The sequence below is a fragment of the Planococcus chinensis genome, assembly GCF_020071995.1.
Classification (GTDB): domain Bacteria; phylum Bacillota; class Bacilli; order Bacillales_A; family Planococcaceae; genus Planococcus; species Planococcus chinensis_A.
In genome coordinates this window covers 71515-88476 of record NZ_JABWTK010000004.1, presented here as the reverse complement: position 1 = coordinate 88476, position 16962 = coordinate 71515, and the positions used below count along the sequence as shown (strand labels likewise).

The 16962-nt window shown below is 46.8% G+C and carries 17 protein-coding genes and 1 other annotated feature; of the genes, 1 reads left to right on the top strand and 16 read right to left on the bottom strand.

What is annotated here, in order from left to right; genetic code table 11:
* Positions 1 to 133: 133 nt before the first annotated feature.
* From HU147_RS08045 to HU147_RS08035, 3 genes are all read right to left on the bottom strand, one after another.
* Positions 134 to 1099, bottom strand: a complete 966-nt coding sequence (locus HU147_RS08045; protein ID WP_224075762.1) for a nuclease-related domain-containing protein — start codon at positions 1097 to 1099, stop codon at positions 134 to 136.
* Positions 1100 to 1395: 296 nt separating this feature from the next.
* Entirely contained in the window at positions 1396 to 2484 is a 1089-nt protein-coding gene (locus HU147_RS08040; RefSeq protein ID WP_224075761.1) for a M42 family metallopeptidase, read from the bottom strand.
* A 71-nt stretch (positions 2485 to 2555) separates the two neighbouring features.
* A complete protein-coding gene (locus tag HU147_RS08035; RefSeq protein ID WP_224075760.1) occupies positions 2556 to 3041 on the bottom strand; it encodes a dUTP diphosphatase in 486 nt (161 codons plus the stop codon).
* A 94-nt stretch (positions 3042 to 3135) separates the two neighbouring features.
* Here HU147_RS08035 and HU147_RS08030 point away from each other — a divergent pair, with 94 nt between their 5' ends.
* On the top strand, positions 3136 to 3522 hold the full coding sequence (locus HU147_RS08030) for a sigma-w pathway protein ysdB (protein ID WP_224075759.1): 387 nt from the start codon (positions 3136 to 3138) through the stop codon (positions 3520 to 3522).
* 5 nt (positions 3523 to 3527) lie between these two features.
* Here the strand turns inward: HU147_RS08030 and HU147_RS08025 are convergent, their stop codons facing one another.
* The 13 genes from HU147_RS08025 to polA form a co-directional block, all read right to left on the bottom strand.
* A complete protein-coding gene (locus HU147_RS08025; protein WP_224075758.1) occupies positions 3528 to 3806 on the bottom strand; it encodes a DUF1294 domain-containing protein in 279 nt (92 codons plus the stop codon).
* A 243-nt stretch (positions 3807 to 4049) separates the two neighbouring features.
* Positions 4050 to 4409, bottom strand: coding sequence for a 50S ribosomal protein L20 (rplT, locus tag HU147_RS08020; protein WP_036804741.1), 360 nt, complete (start codon positions 4407 to 4409; stop codon positions 4050 to 4052).
* Between the two features lie 214 nt (positions 4410 to 4623).
* Positions 4624 to 4824 carry a 50S ribosomal protein L35 gene (rpmI, locus tag HU147_RS08015; RefSeq protein WP_033541514.1) on the bottom strand — a complete coding sequence of 67 codons (201 nt, stop codon included), beginning with the start codon at positions 4822 to 4824 and terminating at the stop codon, positions 4624 to 4626.
* A 28-nt stretch (positions 4825 to 4852) separates the two neighbouring features.
* Entirely contained in the window at positions 4853 to 5359 is a 507-nt protein-coding gene (infC, locus tag HU147_RS08010) for a translation initiation factor IF-3 (protein WP_224075972.1), read from the bottom strand.
* 87 nt (positions 5360 to 5446) lie between these two features.
* Positions 5447 to 5584, bottom strand: a sequence feature (ribosomal protein L20 leader region).
* A 58-nt stretch (positions 5585 to 5642) separates the two neighbouring features.
* Positions 5643 to 7571 (bottom strand): threonine--tRNA ligase, encoded by a 1929-nt coding sequence (gene thrS / locus HU147_RS08005; RefSeq protein ID WP_224075757.1) that lies wholly within the window; start codon positions 7569 to 7571, stop codon positions 5643 to 5645.
* A 434-nt stretch (positions 7572 to 8005) separates the two neighbouring features.
* The gene (gene dnaI / locus HU147_RS08000) at positions 8006 to 8941 is read right to left on the bottom strand and encodes a primosomal protein DnaI (RefSeq protein ID WP_224075756.1); all 936 of its coding nucleotides are present in this window, start codon (positions 8939 to 8941) and stop codon (positions 8006 to 8008) included.
* Positions 8942 to 10309 carry a replication initiation and membrane attachment family protein gene (locus tag HU147_RS07995; protein WP_224075755.1) on the bottom strand — a complete coding sequence of 456 codons (1368 nt, stop codon included), beginning with the start codon at positions 10307 to 10309 and terminating at the stop codon, positions 8942 to 8944.
* An 11-nt stretch (positions 10310 to 10320) separates the two neighbouring features.
* A complete protein-coding gene (gene nrdR / locus HU147_RS07990; protein WP_074510649.1) occupies positions 10321 to 10797 on the bottom strand; it encodes a transcriptional regulator NrdR in 477 nt (158 codons plus the stop codon).
* 116 nt (positions 10798 to 10913) lie between these two features.
* A complete protein-coding gene (speD, locus tag HU147_RS07985; RefSeq protein ID WP_036804755.1) occupies positions 10914 to 11297 on the bottom strand; it encodes an adenosylmethionine decarboxylase in 384 nt (127 codons plus the stop codon).
* Positions 11298 to 11609: 312 nt separating this feature from the next.
* The gene (locus HU147_RS07980; RefSeq protein WP_224075754.1) at positions 11610 to 12623 is read right to left on the bottom strand and encodes a glyceraldehyde-3-phosphate dehydrogenase; all 1014 of its coding nucleotides are present in this window, start codon (positions 12621 to 12623) and stop codon (positions 11610 to 11612) included.
* 103 nt (positions 12624 to 12726) lie between these two features.
* Complete coding sequence (coaE, locus tag HU147_RS07975; protein WP_224075753.1) at positions 12727 to 13329, bottom strand: dephospho-CoA kinase; 603 nt, start codon at positions 13327 to 13329, stop codon at positions 12727 to 12729.
* Between the two features lie 9 nt (positions 13330 to 13338).
* Complete coding sequence (mutM, locus tag HU147_RS07970; RefSeq protein WP_224075752.1) at positions 13339 to 14208, bottom strand: bifunctional DNA-formamidopyrimidine glycosylase/DNA-(apurinic or apyrimidinic site) lyase; 870 nt, start codon at positions 14206 to 14208, stop codon at positions 13339 to 13341.
* Positions 14209 to 14223: 15 nt separating this feature from the next.
* Positions 14224 to 16845 carry a DNA polymerase I gene (polA, locus tag HU147_RS07965; protein ID WP_224075971.1) on the bottom strand — a complete coding sequence of 874 codons (2622 nt, stop codon included), beginning with the start codon at positions 16843 to 16845 and terminating at the stop codon, positions 14224 to 14226.
* Between the last annotated feature and the right edge of the window lie 117 nt (positions 16846 to 16962).

Below are 16962 nucleotides of genomic sequence, written 5' to 3'. Positions count from 1 at the left end.
AGCGGAAAAAAGACTCTTAGTTGCGGCAAATAGTCCTTATCTTGTAGTATTTTAAAATTACTTGCAGCAAACTGAATCTTATTTGCAGCAAATCCTGCTTACTTGCGATAAAAGACAGTTTACTTGTAGAAAGTCAAAATTTGTCCTTTTTTATTTGATAAACGCGATTCCGATATGTCCCTTGAGTTTCTAAATCGTATTGCGAAAGCTCCCTAGAAGCCGTATATGGAGAATCGATTTTTAGAAAGTCTCTATATTGTTGGTTGTTCACTTTCGAGCTAACTAAAGAAAAATATTCCCTTAGAGCGTCTTGCGATGCTGTATGATCCGCTTTATTACAGCAGCTGCAAATCCATCCAGATTTATTCTTCCGGCTGATGGAGTATGTCATACATTCTCTACATAATATGCCAGGCTTTAACTCCCTCCGGTCCAACCGATATTGTTCACACAGCGGAATCCGCTGGTAAGGCACTTGATTGTCAGCAATCGCGCTCTTGATATTCATTAATCTATGTGAGGCTGTACGTTGAGGAAAGTTTTGAAGAATGATATGCAGATACTCTACCATCTGATAAGTTTTGCAAATATGCTTATCTTTTGGCTTTGAGATGAATTCGCATTGTTTTGGGGTAAACACTATGAGGCCGTCAATCGGCATGTTGATTTTCTGAAGCTTAAACCAGGCTTCCAGAAAGCGCATATGCTTTTTTAATTGAATAACCGGATCTTCCATCACTGTTTTTTCTTCAATTTCATTGAATCTGTAAAACTCACCTGTAGCTTCATCGAAATGAATCTTCCCGCTGATATTCTTCGATTCGATGATCAAAGCACAGCGGTCTGTCAGCAGCAGCCCGTCCATTTGCACTCTCCAATCATCAATCGCTAAATTGACATTCCAAATGATGTGATGCTCTTCTTCACAATAAAACTCTTTAAACTTCTTTTTCATTCGGGCTTCGCCCAACTTTCCGGCTTTGCTCCGGTACAGCTCCACTTCGAAAAACTTCCGATGGGAATGTTCCTCTGGCAGCCGGTTTAATAAGCATTCCAGCGCTTCTATTTCCGACAGCAAGTTCACTTCTTTTTTGTCCATAAAACACCTCCTAATAGATAAAGTAAACCAGTCCCATGGCTGTTTCAAACTATATTTTTAATCTTTATTTTTGATCCTATTTCTTGTATGAAATCCGATGTTTGCATCAAGATATATACTAGCGCTTATCGTGGCCGCACTTTACTTGCGGCAAATCAAACACGCTTGCAAAATACGAAAATTACTTGAGGCATCTTCCCGTCTACTTGCAGCAAATGGTCCATTACTTGCGACAAACACCGGTTTACTTGCACCAATAAAAAAACCCCCGCAAAAAGCGGAGGTTTCCAATCACATCACTCAAATGTAATGCGAGCGACTGTGTCTTTATCCAATTTCTTGATTACTTCGATGATCAATTTGACTGCATTTTCGTAGTCGTCGCGGTGCAGGATGCCTGCGTGCGAGTGGATGTAGCGGGTAGCGACGCCAATCGCAAGTGACGGAACGCCGTTTGCCGTCAAGTGAATCGAACCTGCGTCTGTACCACCGCCGGCGATCGTTTCGAACTGGTACGGGATGCCGGCTTCTTCTGCGGTATCAACCACCAGTTCGCGCAAGCCGCGGTGAGACACCATCGATGCATCGTATAACAGGATTTGCGGGCCAGCGCCCATTTTGCTGGTGGATTCCTGGGAAGAGATCCCCGGTGTATCACCGGCAATGCCGACATCAACTGCGAAACCGATATCCGGCTGGATATAAGCTGCAGCTGTTTTCGCCCCGCGTAGGCCGACTTCTTCCTGGACAGCTCCCACTCCGAAAACAATATTCGGGTGATCAACGCCTTTCAACCCTTTTAAAACATCAATCGCAATGGCACAGCCGATGCGGTTATCCCAAGCTTTTGCCAACAGCATTTTTTCGTTGTTCATGACGTGGAATTCGAAATATGGAGTAACCATATCTCCTGGAGCCACGCCCCATTCTTTTACTTCTTCGCGTGAAGAGGCACCGATATCAATAAACATGTCTTTGATTTCCACCGGTTTTTTGCGTGCTTCCGGCGAAAGGATATGCGGCGGCTTCGAACCGATGACACCGATCACTTCTTTGCCGCTGCGCGTTGTGATTGTTACGCGCTGTGCAAGCATCACCTGTGACCACCAGCCGCCGACTGTCTGGAATTTCAAAAAGCCTTTATCGTCGATTTGCGAAATCATAAAGCCGACTTCATCCAAGTGGCCGGCTACCATGATTTTCGGACCGTCCGCTGCGCCTTCTTTGCGTGCGATCAAGCTGCCTAGTCCGTCCATTTCAACAGAATCAGCAAATGGTGCTATGTATTTTTTCATGACTTCGCGTGATTGGCGCTCGTTTCCGGCAATTCCGTTCGCATCGGTCAATTCTTTGAGCATTACTAAAGTTTCGTCCATGTTCGTCATTAATTCGACCCCCTAAATAGTTGTACTAGCTTATTATAAATCAAAGGCTTCTCATTATCAAAAAATTTCAACTAGTATCCTTCGTTCTGGCGGTCATAATTTTTCTGGTTTTTGGCGATGTATGCTTCCAGCACTTCGTCGTAAGTAAATCCAAGCGAAGTGGCAATGGCGCCGTACCAGCTCCAAATGTCCTGGTAATTCCCCATCGAATAATCTTCCGCAAACTTGTGGATGCTCGCTTGTGTTCCCAAAAACAGTTCAGTCAAATCATCAATCGCAACGGGCTCGGGCCAGTTTTCCAGGCTGTTTAAGTCTTTCTCAATGCCGAGCGACAAAAGGAAATGAATCGAGTCCACGTATTCTTCGAGAATCACTTCTTTTTCAGATGGCCCTTTTGTGCTCCAGAACTTGAAGCAGCGGGTCTCATTGGCCAGCTCCGCGAGTTCCACCAATAATGCCAGACACTTCTTGCGGAATACGTCCTCCTCGATCCCCTGGTTTTCCTGGATAAAGCGGTCCAGTTCTTCCTGCATCACAAATAACTTTTGCAAATTCATAAAAATTCTCCTTTTTTCAAATAAAATCTTGAAACCAAAATACTTTTCATCCGTATATTATACATTAGAACAACTCGAGACAGGGGGACTTCATGTGGCTTTTTTAATTCGCATCATTGTCATCGCCATTATTGTTTATGTATTTTACCGCTTGCTCCGCTATATTTTGGATCCGATGCGGAAACTGGATGCAGCTGTCGAAAACGGCTCTTATTATTTTTATGATGATGTGAATAATGTCCGGAAGAATTTTTTCATCGCTATGCGCGGTGTGGTATTTGAAGGGGAAAAGTATTTGGGGACGACAGAGAATGCATTTGAAGTGGTGTCCATTTTTGTCTGGACCGAAAATCCGGATAAGCTGCAGGGATTCACCAAAGAAGACTTTTATTTCCTTGAAAAAGAAATTTCGATGAATTATCCGGATGCCCAGATCAACTGGAAAAATCCGATTGAGCAATTAATGAAAAACGGAGGGTGATGGACTCACCCTCCGTTGATTAACTGATAAATCCATACGAGCAATGCGGCATCAATTACGGCCAGCATCAAAAAGCCGACCCGGAAATTGGTGTGGCGCGTTTTGTGGCGGAACATCATCATGCCGAGATAGGCGCCGATGCCTCCGCCAAAAATGGCCGCAGTCCACAAATTCTTTTCCGGAATTCTTCGGCCGTGCTGCCTTGCCTGCTTTTTGTCTATGTACATCATGAGAAACGCCAGAACGGATACGGCTCCAAAATAACCGAGAATGATCGCAAACATGTAAATACCTCCATAAAAAAGACTGGCGAGTTTTCGCCAGTCTTTTTTATTTGTCCAGCTGCAATGGCCAGTCCCTCGGGGTCATAAGCCAACCCGGCTGTGCGGCAACTAGCGCCGCTTCGCCGGTTCGTCTTAACCCCCTATTGCTCCTGCAACGCTTCGCGTTTCGTCGCAAAGTTATGGCCAAAACTTCCTTTAGGCCATAACTTGCCTGTCGGGCCTAAACGGCCATTTTCGCTTTTCTTATTTGTTCATTGCGTTTTTAGCTTGGTCAGCCAATGCTGTGAAAGCAGCTGCATCAGATACAGCGATTTCAGCTAGCATTTTGCGGTTGATGTCGATTCCAGCAACTTTCAAACCGTGCATTAGACGGCTGTAAGAAATGTCGTTCAAACGAGCTGCTGCGTTGATACGAGTGATCCACAGTCTGCGGAAGTCACGTTTTTTGTTGCGACGGTCACGGTAAGCATAGTTACCAGACTTCATTACTTGTTGGTTAGCTACTTTATATTGAATGTGCTTCGCACCGTAATAACCTTTTGCTAATTTAATTACCTTTTTACGACGCTGGCGCGTCACTGTTCCACCTTTTACGCGTGGCATAATACATTACCTCCTGCTTGAATATGAAAAATTCGATTTTTGTTTTTGTAGAATTATAGCGTACAGCTTTGACAGCTGTTTTCGCTTTTCGATCTTGTCCAGACTTCAACGGCCAGCTCCTCGGGTCATAAGTCAACCCAGCTGCACGGCATAAACCGCCGCTTCGCTGAACTGCCTTATGCCTGTCGGAGCTGAACGGCCGTTTCCGCTTTTCTTACTTCATGTTGTAGATCAAAGATTTGATGCGTTTCAAATCGCCTGCAGAAACAAGTTTCCCTTTGCGAAGGTGACGCTTTTGCTTAGTCGATTTGTTTGCAAATAAGTGGCTTGTGTGTGAACGGTTGCGTTTTACTTTACCAGTTCCAGTTTTCTTGAAACGTTTCATCGCACCGCGGTGGCTTTTCATTTTCGGCATTTCGAGTTCCTCCTAAACAATTGTACTATTATTCTTTTTCGTGAGTTGGCGCTAGCATCAAGAACATGCTGCGGCCATCCATTTTAGGGCGCTGTTCAACCGTAGACACTTCTTTGCACGCTTCAGCGAAGCGCTCAAGAACGCGTTGTCCGATTTCTTTGTGCGTGATGGCACGGCCTTTAAAACGGATTGATGCTTTAACTTTGTCGCCTTTTTCAAGGAACTTGATCGCATTGCGAAGTTTCGTATTGAAATCATGCTCATCGATTGTCGGGCTCAAACGAACCTCTTTAACAACGATGACTTTTTGATTTTTACGGATTTCACGATCTTTCTTCTGCTGTTCAAACTTGAATTTACCATGGTCCATGATGCGAGCGACCGGCGGCTTAGCTTGAGGAGCCACAAGTACAAGATCCAAGTTGACACGAGCAGCAATTTCAAGTGCTTCGTTACGTGTCTTAATGCCGAGTTGTTCACCGTTCTGATCAATAACCCGTAATTCACGTGCACGAATACCTTCATTTACATTGATGTCTTTGCTAATATTAATCCACCTCCGGATAGTGTCGCGAATAGCTTAAATGCATGAACCGACGGACGTTGTCGGCTTACAGGTTCCGATCCAAAACAAAAGCGGGTGGACCACAGAGGTCCACCCGCAAATATGACACACGCACGCATGCGTGTAGTAGTCAATCGTGTATACCTGCCAACAATACGTCAATCAGGTGAGAAGCGGGTGCTCCTGCTTTGCACATATAAGTATTCTATAACCTTATTCATAATACCATGCACCTATATGCATGTCAACACTTTTAGCGAAGTTCGCTTTGGATCAGTTTCAGGAAGTCATCGAACGGCATGCTTTCTGATTTCTGCTCGCCGTATTTGCGGACGTTGACCGAACCGTTCTCAAGCTCCTGGTCTCCGATCACCAGCATATAAGGAACCTTTTGCATCTGCGCTTCACGGATCTTATAGCCCAGTTTCTCGTCGCGCTCATCAATATCGACGCGCAGGCGATGGTTTTGCATCTTCTCCTGAATTTCCTTTGCATATGCACTGTGGGCATCTAGTGAAACTGGAATTACTTCCACTTGCACCGGTGCCAGCCAAGTCGGGAAGGCGCCTTTGTATTCTTCGATCAGGAAGGCCACAAAACGCTCCATTGTTGAAACGACGCCGCGGTGGATAACGACCGGACGGTGCTGTTTGCCGTCTTCTCCGATATACGAAAGGTCAAAGCGCTCCGGCAATAGGAAATCAAGCTGGACAGTCGATAAAGTTTCTTCTTTGCCAAGCGCTGTTTTCACTTGGACATCCACTTTCGGTCCGTAGAACGCCGCTTCGCCTTCCACTTCTGTATACGGCAGCTCCAAATCATCCATTGCTTCTTTCAGCATGGCCTGTGCACGGTTCCACATCGCGTCATCGTCGAAGTATTTCTCTGTGTCTTCCGGATCGCGGTAAGACAAACGGAATGAATAGTCTTTGATGTCGAAGTCTTTATACACTTCGATGACCAAGTTGACCACACGCTTGAATTCTTCTTTGATCTGGTCCGGGCGAACGAAGATGTGTGCATCGTTCAATGTCATGCCGCGTACACGCTGCAGGCCGGAAAGCGCTCCGGACATTTCATAGCGGTGCATCAGGCCAAGTTCCGCGATGCGGATCGGCAAGTTGCGGTATGAATGGATGCCTTGTTTGTAAATCATCATATGGTGTGGGCAGTTCATTGGGCGAAGCACCAATTCTTCGTTGTCCATTTGCATAACCGGGAACATATCGTCCTGGTAATGATCCCAGTGTCCGCTTGTTTTATACAAATCGACGCTGCCCATTACCGGTGTATAGACGTGGTCATAGCCCAGGCGTTCTTCTTTATCGACAATATAACGCTCGATGATGCGGCGGATTGTTGCGCCTTTTGGCAGCCACATCGGCAAGCCTTGGCCGACTTTTTGGGAGTTCATGAATAAATTCAATTCTTTCCCGATTTTGCGGTGGTCGCGTTCTTTTGCTTCTTCCAGGAATGCCAAATGCGCTTTCAAGTCTTCTTTCTTGAAGAAAGCTGTGCCGTAGATGCGCTGCAGCATTTTGTTGTCGCTGTCGCCTCTCCAGTATGCACCTGCTACACTCAACAATTTGAATTCTTTTAATTTCCCTGTTGACGGTACGTGAATGCCTCGGCAAAGGTCGAAAAATTCGCCTTGCTCATAAATCGACACTTGCTCGTCTTCCGGAATCGCTTCAAGCAGTTCCAATTTATAAGGATCTTCAATAGAAGCAAAGCGTTCCTGTGCTTCTGCACGGGAAACATCCACTCGCACGATTTCCAAGTTTTCATTGATGATTTTTTTCATTTCTTTTTCAATGGCTGGCAAGTCTTCAGAAGTGATTGCTGACTCCGAATCAATATCGTAGTAAAAGCCGTTCTCGATGACCGGACCTACACCAAGTTTAGCATCGGGATACATGCGCTTCACCGCTTGCGCCAAAAGATGCGCTGTGGAATGGCGAAGAATTTCAATCGCTTCATCCGATTCCGGCGTGATGATGGCGATGCTGCCATCTTCTTGGATCGGCGATTTCAAATCAATCAATTGCTCGCCGACTTTACCTGCCAAGGCTTTCTTGCGAAGCCCCGGTGAGATCGATTGAGCGATTTCTTCTGTAGTCGTGCCTTTTTCAAACTCTTTTACTGCACCGTCTGGGAATGTTAATTGAATCATGTCTGACATTTTACTCTCTCCTTTTTATGTAGTATTGGGTTTCTCACGATCCAGCTGCAGCGCTAAACGGCCGCTTCCGCTTTTCTTGTCCAGCTGCAGCGGCCAGCCCCTCGAGACGCTTCCGCTTTTCCATACAAAAAAGCCCCATCCCAAAAGGGACGAAGCTCTGTTCGTGGTTCCACCCTTCTTCTATTCCGGACAGAAAAACTGTCCAAAATGAAGCTCTGCATCGGCTAACGGGCCGGTTCCGTCAACTGCTACTCGAATGTTCACAGTTGCTGCTCAAAGGGGGTAAACGTTTTGCCGGTACTAAGAAGCTTGCAGCCGGGGCTTCTCTCTCTGAAAGTCGTGCAAATCCGTTGTTGTCCTCATCCATGCATTTTAAATCTGATTGATTGTTTTTACTATACTGCGAAAAAATCAAAAACGCAACACCTGTATGGTTAATTCCGGCGGTTTTTGCCATCCAGCTTGATCGGCGCAGTCAGTGCTCTGATGCGTTCCATGACGCGCGCCGCTTTTAGGTCTTCTTTTTCGCCGCGCTGCGAATACGTCAGGTGATGCTGAAGTTCCGAGTAGCTGAAGTTGGACGTCATGAATGTCGGCAGCCGTTCAGCCATCCGGTAATGGAGGATGGTGCCGAGCACTTCGTCGCGCGTCCAGCTGGACATCGCTTCCGCTCCGATGTCATCAAGCATCAGCACGTCTGCACGCTTCACGTAATCGACTTTCTCCTGCAAGGTCTGGTCGCCGATTGCCTGTTTCATCTCACGCATGAATTCCGGCACAAACACCAGTACGGATTTGACGTTCACTTCTGCGAGTTCATTGGCAACGGCACTCAGCAAATATGATTTGCCGACCCCAAATTTCCCGTAGAAATACAAGCCTTTTTCAGGCAGGTTGTCAGGTCCTGTAGCATTATCCAAAAACTCCGTAACGGCACGAAACGCTTCCATGCGGCTCGCGTCCGGTTCAAAATCGGAAAGCGTCGCCTGCATCACTTCTTTTGGCATGTACATGCTGTGGATCAGCGAAGAGGCACGGCGCTTGTTGTCGTACTGGTTTTTCAAACGGCACGGTGTATACGCAATGCCGATATTGCCGCGCTCGAGCACCAAATTCGGCTCAAAGCCCTTCAAGGTATTGATGCAATCCCCAAGCCCCGGGCATTTATTGCAGTCATGCGATTGGTAAATATATTCGTACAGTTTGCCAAGGCCTTTGTCGACCACGTTTTTGTCCACTTCTGCTGCATTTTCTTCCAAGAACTTCTGGACGCCTGGATGTTCCAGCACTTCTCTTCGCATCTCGTTATAGCGTTCTGAAAAAGCAGGGGCGTTTACCACCCGTTTCATTGTTTCGCGAATCGGTTCCATTTAATCACCCTTAACTCTCTTCATCGCAAGTTTTGCGAGAAGTTTTTGTTTTTCCACTTCTAGATTATCGTTTTTCGGTGCGTTCGTTTCTGCCGGCGCTTCATCCTTCTGATAAAACCATTCGGGCAGTTTTTCTTCGCGCACGGGTTTGCCGCGGTTCGACCGTGCCGGCGCTTTGGAAGATGAAGCGGGAGAACCTTCCGACTTCCACTTCACGTACTGCTCGTGTTCTGTGCGCGCCAGCTCCATGGCATCTTTTGCCGTGGTGATATTTTTGCGAAGCCAGTGCGATGCGATTTTCTCCACGTAGGCTTTTGTCAGTTTCATATCCGTGCGCAACAAAACGTATTGCAGCAGCACATTGACGACCGCCGGCTCCATGCCGTATTGCACAACGAGCTGATTGGCCAGTTGGACATCTGCCGGCAGCGGTTCTTTGCCGTTTGCAATATCGCGCAGCACTTCGACCGGAGACGCCGACTCCAAATACAAAATCAGCTCATCCTGTCTTGTTTTCGGCGCTTCTGCCGGCTTCATTTCGGTTTTATGTACCGGCACCAATTGCGGCGCTGAAGTGGCTACGGTCAATTTGTAATAGTCTGCGGCCGCTTTTTTGATTCCTTCGACGGTCAGTCTGTAATCGTCGTCAATCGCGAGCAGCACGACTTTCTGCATTTCCAGCGGCCCCCAACTGTACAAAAATGCCAGCTTGGCGATGATGTCCCGGATGGACGCTGTCAATACACGATTCGGCACCAATTGTTCCGACAGCCCTTGGCGGAGAAGCCCGAAATCAAAGGCGGAATCGGTCTCATAGCTGCCGTTTGTCCGTTCCTGCAAATCTTTCGTTTCTGCCGGGTAGCCCGCTTTGGCGTGGACCGGCTGATATATATCGGTAAACGTGCGGGAAACTTCTTCGTAGCCTTCCCCTATTTCCGTATGAATGATAAAGCGGTCTCTGACTCTCCGGTAAGCCGATTCCCCGATTTTGCTGAACAGGAACATCGACAGCAAAGGATCCGCAAAAAAGCTTTTCGGATCCAGTGGAGGGCATAATTCATAAATGAACGAGCGGTTTTCATCGTCTTTGCGGTATGTACGAAGAAGGCCGATCGCTTCAAGTTGAATGCGCGCTTCGAATACTTTGGCAATCGGGATGCCGAGAATGTTCATCAAGGTGTAATGAGTCGCTTCTTCCCTGCTTACCTCACCTTCCGCCCAGAGCGTCAAGTAAAAGGCAGCCGCTTCCGCGCCGATCAGCGGCTGGTACAGCAGCGTCAATAATTGGCGGTCGTAATTTGAAAACGGGTAGGGCATCCGAATTTTAAAAGAATCCGCAGCTTGAAGTTCTTTATATAGTGCAGACATAATTCACCGCCTTACTCGGATTTCTTATCTTCCGGACTCTTTTTCAATAAATCCTTCAACTCATCAATAAATACAGTAATGTCCTTAAACTGGCGGTAAACCGAAGCAAAGCGGACATAGGCCACTTCATCAATCCCGGCCAGCCGGTCCATCACCAATTCCCCGACTTCTTCAGACTTCACTTCTGCGTTGCCTGCCCGCCGGAGGTTCTTCTCAATATCGAAAACTACTTCTTCTAGCACTTCCAGTGAGACTGGCCGTTTTTCACAAGCGCGGATCAAGCCTCTCAAGACTTTTTCACGGCTGAACTCTTCACGCGAGCCATCTTTTTTGACGACAATCAAAGGCATTTCTTCCACTTTTTCAAATGTGGTATAGCGATAGCCGCAGGATTCACATTCCCGGCGCCTTCTTATGGATTTATTATCATCAACTGGCCGCGAATCAACAACGCGAGTGCCATTGTGCTGGCATGCTGGACATTTCATTTCGACATCTCCCTAAACTTTCTATCTGTTCTCTCTAGTATAACAAAATTTCTTTTAGAAAATAGAAAAAGCAGAGGAATTAATCCCCCTGCTTGTTGTTTTTCATGTTAAATGAATTATGCATTTACTGAAACTTTGGTTTTTCCAACACTGACTGGACCCATTCCGCGTGGCACTTCTACAAATTCGCGTGTACCGGAATTTAGTGCTTCTGCGATATAATTCGCTGCAATGGTCGGATCTAAATCTCCACAAGTATAAACATCAATACTTGCGTAGCCGTGTTCCGGGAAGCTGTGGATCGTTAAGTGCGATTCAGAAATGATGACTACCCCGCTGACTCCTTGAGGTGCAAATTTGTGAAAAGCGACTTCTCTGACTTCTGCTCCGGACTTCAGTGCTGCATCAACAAAAGTTTGTTCGATAAAATCCATATCGTTTAATTTGTCAAAATCACACTGCCAAAGTTCTGCAATTACGTGACGTCCCATTGTTTCCATGGTTCGTTTTCCCCCTTTGATATCATTTTGTGTTTGATGCGCAAAATATTCAAAGTTGACTACCACGGGGGAAAGTTAGTCCAAAGAGGTCCTAACCCTTTAAGCAGTCATGTGAATAAAGATTGCTCCATCCGTTGCCGTAAACCTGTTGGTAACGAAGAAGTTCGCAGCCTTTTTGGCTACGAATGTTAGTATATGATGGATTGAAATGAAATGCAATAAAAATAACTTAAATTAAATAGTTTTTTTAAAGGAAAGTACTACATAAAAAACCGCCACTCTTCTATGAGAAGTGGCGGTTTTTATTAACTATCAGGCGAAAACCAGTGATTTCGCTACTTTTTTCGTCAAATCGACGACACGTGCAGAGTAGCCCCATTCATTGTCGTACCAAGCCAGTACTTTGACTTTGCGGTTCCCGATCACCATCGTGGAAAGGCCGTCAATTGTTGCCGACTCATAAGTGGTATTAAAATCGACCGACACAAGCGGCTCCATCGTAAATCTTAGAATGCCTTTCAAATCCGTTTCAGAAGCGCGGATAAATGCTTCGTTGACGTCCTCCACCGTAACGTCCTGCTCCAGGTCGACAACCAAGTCAACCAGGGAAACGTTCGGCGTCGGCACCCGAAGAGCCATGCCGTGCATCTTCCCTTCAAGTTCAGGAAGAACTAAAGACAGCGCTTTCGCGGCACCCGTAGAAGTCGGAATGATGGACTGGCTGCATGCGCGCGCCCGGCGTAAATCTTTGTGGGGATTGTCCAGGTTTTTCTGGTCGTTCGTGAAGGAGTGGACTGTTGTCATTAAACCGTTTTCAATTCCGAACGCATCGTTCAATACTTTAGCGACCGGCGCCAAGCAGTTGGTTGTGCAGCTCGCATTGGAAATGACGTCATGCTTTTCAACTTCCAGTTTGTCGTCATTCACGCCCATTACAATTGTGATATCGACGTTTTTGCCAGGTGCAGATAAAATGACTTTTTTGGCTCCTGCTGTTAAATGGAGGCCCGCTTGTTCGCGTGAATTGAATTTCCCTGTGGCTTCAATGACAATATCAATGCCCATCTTTTCCCATGGCAGCTTTAAAGGATCCCGTTCATTGACGAGTTGAACTCGTTTGCCGTTAACAATTATTGCATCTCCTTCAGCAGAGACCTCGGCATCGAAAGTTCCATGATTTGTGTCATATTTAACCAAATGCGCTAAAGTTTCAGCAGGGTAGCTGGCATTAATGGCAGCAACGGTGATGTCGTCCATTAAAATCGCTTGTCTAAAAACCATGCGGCCAATACGGCCAAATCCGTTAATCGCAATAGAAACTGTCATGTACGAGTCCTCCAATTAAATAAGTTATACTTATATTTTTAATTCGTTATATAGTATAACACATTTTACGGATTCTGGAACCTTAAAGTCACACGTTTCTTTATTATTCTGAATGTAATCGTTTCCACTGGTCCAAAATGCGGTTTAATTGCCATTTGGTTTCATCGACTGAGCCATTATTGTAGATAACGGCATCCGCTCCTTCTTCTTTTACGGACATCGGCAATTGGGATGCAATGCGCGCCCGTGCTTCTTTTTCGCTTAAGCCGTTGCGCTCCATCAACCGCTTCAGTTGGAGTTCTTCCGTTACGCTGACAACCAGCACTTTGTCGACCAAGTGCTGCAGGCGGCTTTCAAATAAAAGCGGAATGTCCATAATCACTGTAGCAAAGCCCTGATCTAAAAATTCGCCCCGCTGCCGAAGCATTTCCATCCGGATGGCCGGATGGATGACATCGTTCAGCTTTTTTCGGCTTGCCGGGTCGTTGAAAATCAGTTCCCCCACTTTTTTGCGGTCCATGGTGCCATCCGGAAGAATCACTTCATCCCCGAATAGCTCCCTGATTTTCTCCAGTGTTTCACTGCCCGGCTCCACCACAAGGCGCGCCACTTTGTCGGCATCCACAATGGGATAGCCCATTTCCGCAAGCATAGCGGAAACTGTACTTTTTCCGCTGGCAATGCTTCCCGTTAACCCAATAATCATCTTAAACCCTCACTTTTGGCAGGTTGGACAGTAAACCGAAGTCCTGCCGCCGATTTTCAGCGACTTGGTGGCACTGCCGCACACCATGCATTGTTTTTTCCCATACATTCCAAAGCGGTTTTGCATGCTTCCCGATTCACCGTTGATGTTCCGGTAATCCGAAATAGTGCTCCCGCCAGCTTCAATGCTTTCCAGCAATATGGCCACAATCGATTCAAACAGCTGGCTTTTCCGCAAACGGCTAATTCTGCCTGCTGCCCGGTTCGGATGGATTTTCATCCGGTAAAGGGCTTCCGTGGCGTAAATATTGCCGCATCCGGAAATCACCTGGCCGTCCATGATCACTTCTTTGATGGCTTTGTTTTTGTATTTCGGGCTATCGGCCATCTGCAGGAAATGGTCCAGCGCCCCTGCTTCAAAAGGTTCCGGCGCCATCAAAAGAAGCGGCGGGTAATCCGCCTCTTCCTTTAACACACGCATTTCCCCGAATCGCCGGATATCTGAATAAGCGAGCAGGTTGCCGTCGCTCAATGTCAGCACCACGTGGACGTGGCGCCTGAATTTGTCTTCGTTGATCGACAGCAGGCTGTCGACATAAAACCAGGCGCCAGACATCCCCAAATGGTTGACGAGCAAAAACTCCTCTTCTGTTTTCAAGGTAAAATAGATATACTTGCTGCGCCGTTCCACGCTGATAATTTGTGCTCCGATCAAATTGCCGATAAAAGAATCGGCTTCCATCTTTTTAATAATGGCTTCTTTTCCATTTGTTTTCGATAAGCGAATCGTATCTGACACATAGACATCGCGGATCTTTTTCCCAATGGAGACCGGGCGTATCAGGCGGACAACGCCTTCCACTTCCGGAAGTTCAGGCATCCAAGAGCCCTCCTATCATTTTGTATCGTACCAAGTATCGCCAAATGCAAAGTCCACTTTCAGCGGCACGTTCAATTGGACTGCATTTTCCATAATCTGCGGCACGAGTGTTTTCAGTTTCTCCAATTCTTCAGGAGGCGCTTCAAAAATCAATTCATCGTGCACTTGCAGCAGCATACGCGTCTGCATATTTTCCTGTTCCAGCGCATCCGCCATATCGATCATCGCTTTTTTGATGATATCGGCTGCACTTCCCTGGATCGGCGTATTCATCGCTGTCCGCTCGGCAAAGCTGCGCAGATTGAAGTTCGAGCTGTTGATGTCCGGTAAGTAGCGGCGGCGCTTCATCAGCGTCGTCACAAATCCGTTCTGCTTCGCTGTCTGGATGCTGCCGTCCATGTAATTTTTGACGCCCGGGAAACTCTTCAAGTAATTGTCAATGAATTCCGCGGCCGCTTTCCGGGTGATGTTTAGGCTCTGCGACAACCCATAGTCGCTGATGCCGTAGACAATGCCGAAGTTGACCGCTTTTGCGGCACGGCGCATGTCCGATGTAACTTCTTCTAAAGGCACGTTAAACACGTCACTTGCTGTTTTCGTGTGAATATCTAAATCGTGTTTGAAGGCGTCTATCAGGCTTTCGTCTTTCGACATATCGGCAAGTACACGCAGTTCAATCTGCGAGTAATCTGCTGCAACCATGATCCAATCCGGTTCAGATGGCACAAACGCTTTTCTGATTTTGCGCCCTTCTTCTACCCGAACAGGGATGTTCTGCAAGTTCGGATTGATGGAGCTGAGGCGCCCGGTAGTCGTCAAAGCCTGTTGGAAACGCGTATGGACTTTGCCGTCTTCATGAATTTCTTTCAACAAGCCTTCAATATAAGTCGAAAGGATTTTGCCCAGCTGGCGGTACATCAGGATTTGCGAAATGATTTCATGCTGGCCTTCCAGCTTTTCCAGTACGTCTGCCGCCGTCGAATAGCCGGTCTTTGTCTTTTTCAAGACAGGCAAACCCAAGTTTTCAAACAGCACGACGCCTAATTGCTTCGGTGAATTGATGTTGAATTTTTCTCCGGCAAGCGAGTGGATGTTCTTTTCGATTTCGGCCAATTTCTCGCCCAATTCTTTGCCCATCGCCACCAGCTGCTCTTTGTCCACTTTCACGCCAAACGATTCCATCGTCCCGAGAACCGTAGCAAGCGGCAATTCCAGGTTGTAATACAGCTCGAATTGTTCGTTCTCCTCCAATTTCTTGAGGACGGTCGGGCGGACTGCCCAGATCGTGCGGCCTTTTCTGGCAATGTGTTCATGCAGAATGCTGTCATCCGGAACCGATTTTTTCGCGCCTTTGCCGTAAATCTGTTCGTTCTGCGATACGTCTGTATAGCCGTATTCCTGGACGATGTTTGCCAGGTCGGTGTAAGTGAGCGACGGATTGACGATATACGCGCCGAGCATCAAATCAAAATCAACGCCTGCCACTTCCAAGCCGCAGCGATAGAAAGCCGCTGTTGCCGCCTTTGAGTCCGACATGTATTTTTTCTTCGTGTCGTCCATCAACCATAGTTTAAAGGCTTCAGAACCTTTAACGACATCCATTGGAATGACATAGGTTTTAGAAGCAGTGGCAAGCGAAACGCCAAGCAAATCGCATGTATGGTATTGTTCATCATACATTTCAAGATGGATGGCCATTTCGTCTTCAAAGATCGCCGGGTCGATTTCCTGCAGCACTTCAAATACCAGCTCTTCTTTCTCCGACTCTTCTGCTGTGTAGTCCATTTTTTCCAGCAGCGATTTAAACGCCAGCTCATTCCAAACCTGAACCAATTCGTCCTGGTCCGGGCCTGAATAAGCCAGTTCATCAATCTTAATTTCAATCGGCGCCTTGCGCTCGATCGTCGCCAATTTTTTGCTGATCAATGCCAGCTCTTCGTTTTCAACGAGCTTCTCTTTCAGTTTTCCTTTTTGCTGGTCGATCGCTTCATACACGCCTTCGACCGAGCCATGGGCTGCCAACAGTTTAAGGGCCGTCTTTTCCCCGACACCCGGAACTCCCGGAATATTATCGGAAGAATCTCCCATCAGGCCTTTCAAATCGATAATCTGCTCAGGCGTCAAACCGTATTTTTCCTGGATATGGTCAACAGTATATTTTTCAATATCGGTGATTCCTTTGCGCGTAATGTAGACGGTCGTCGACGGAGAAGCGAGCTGCGTCAAATCTTTGTCTCCTGAAATGACAATGACTTCATCGCCTGCTTGTTCCGCCTCCAAACTTAAAGTTCCGATAATATCATCGGCTTCATAATTCGGCAATTCGTAGCGCTTGATGCGGTAGGCATCAATCAATTTACGCAAATACGGAAACTGCTCAGATAGCTCGGGCGGTGTTTTCTGGCGTCCGCCTTTGTATTCACTGAATGTTTCGTGGCGGAAGGTGGTTTTTCCGGCATCGAAAGCGACCACCATATGCGTCGGCTTTTCTTCCTCCAGTATTCGCTGCAGCATCATCGTAAATCCGTAGACAGCGTTTGTATGGACCCCGTGTTCATTTGTTAATAGCGGCAAGGCAAAAAATGCCCGGTACGCCAAACTGTTTCCATCCAATAATAATATTTTCTTCGCCACAATATTACCCCTTTCAATAGGACCCATGCAGACAGCTAGTTCGTCTTCGAACAAATTCGCCCATTCTGCGTCTCCTTGTAAAATCATTATGCTTACCAATTAAATAAAAATAAGCCGTCA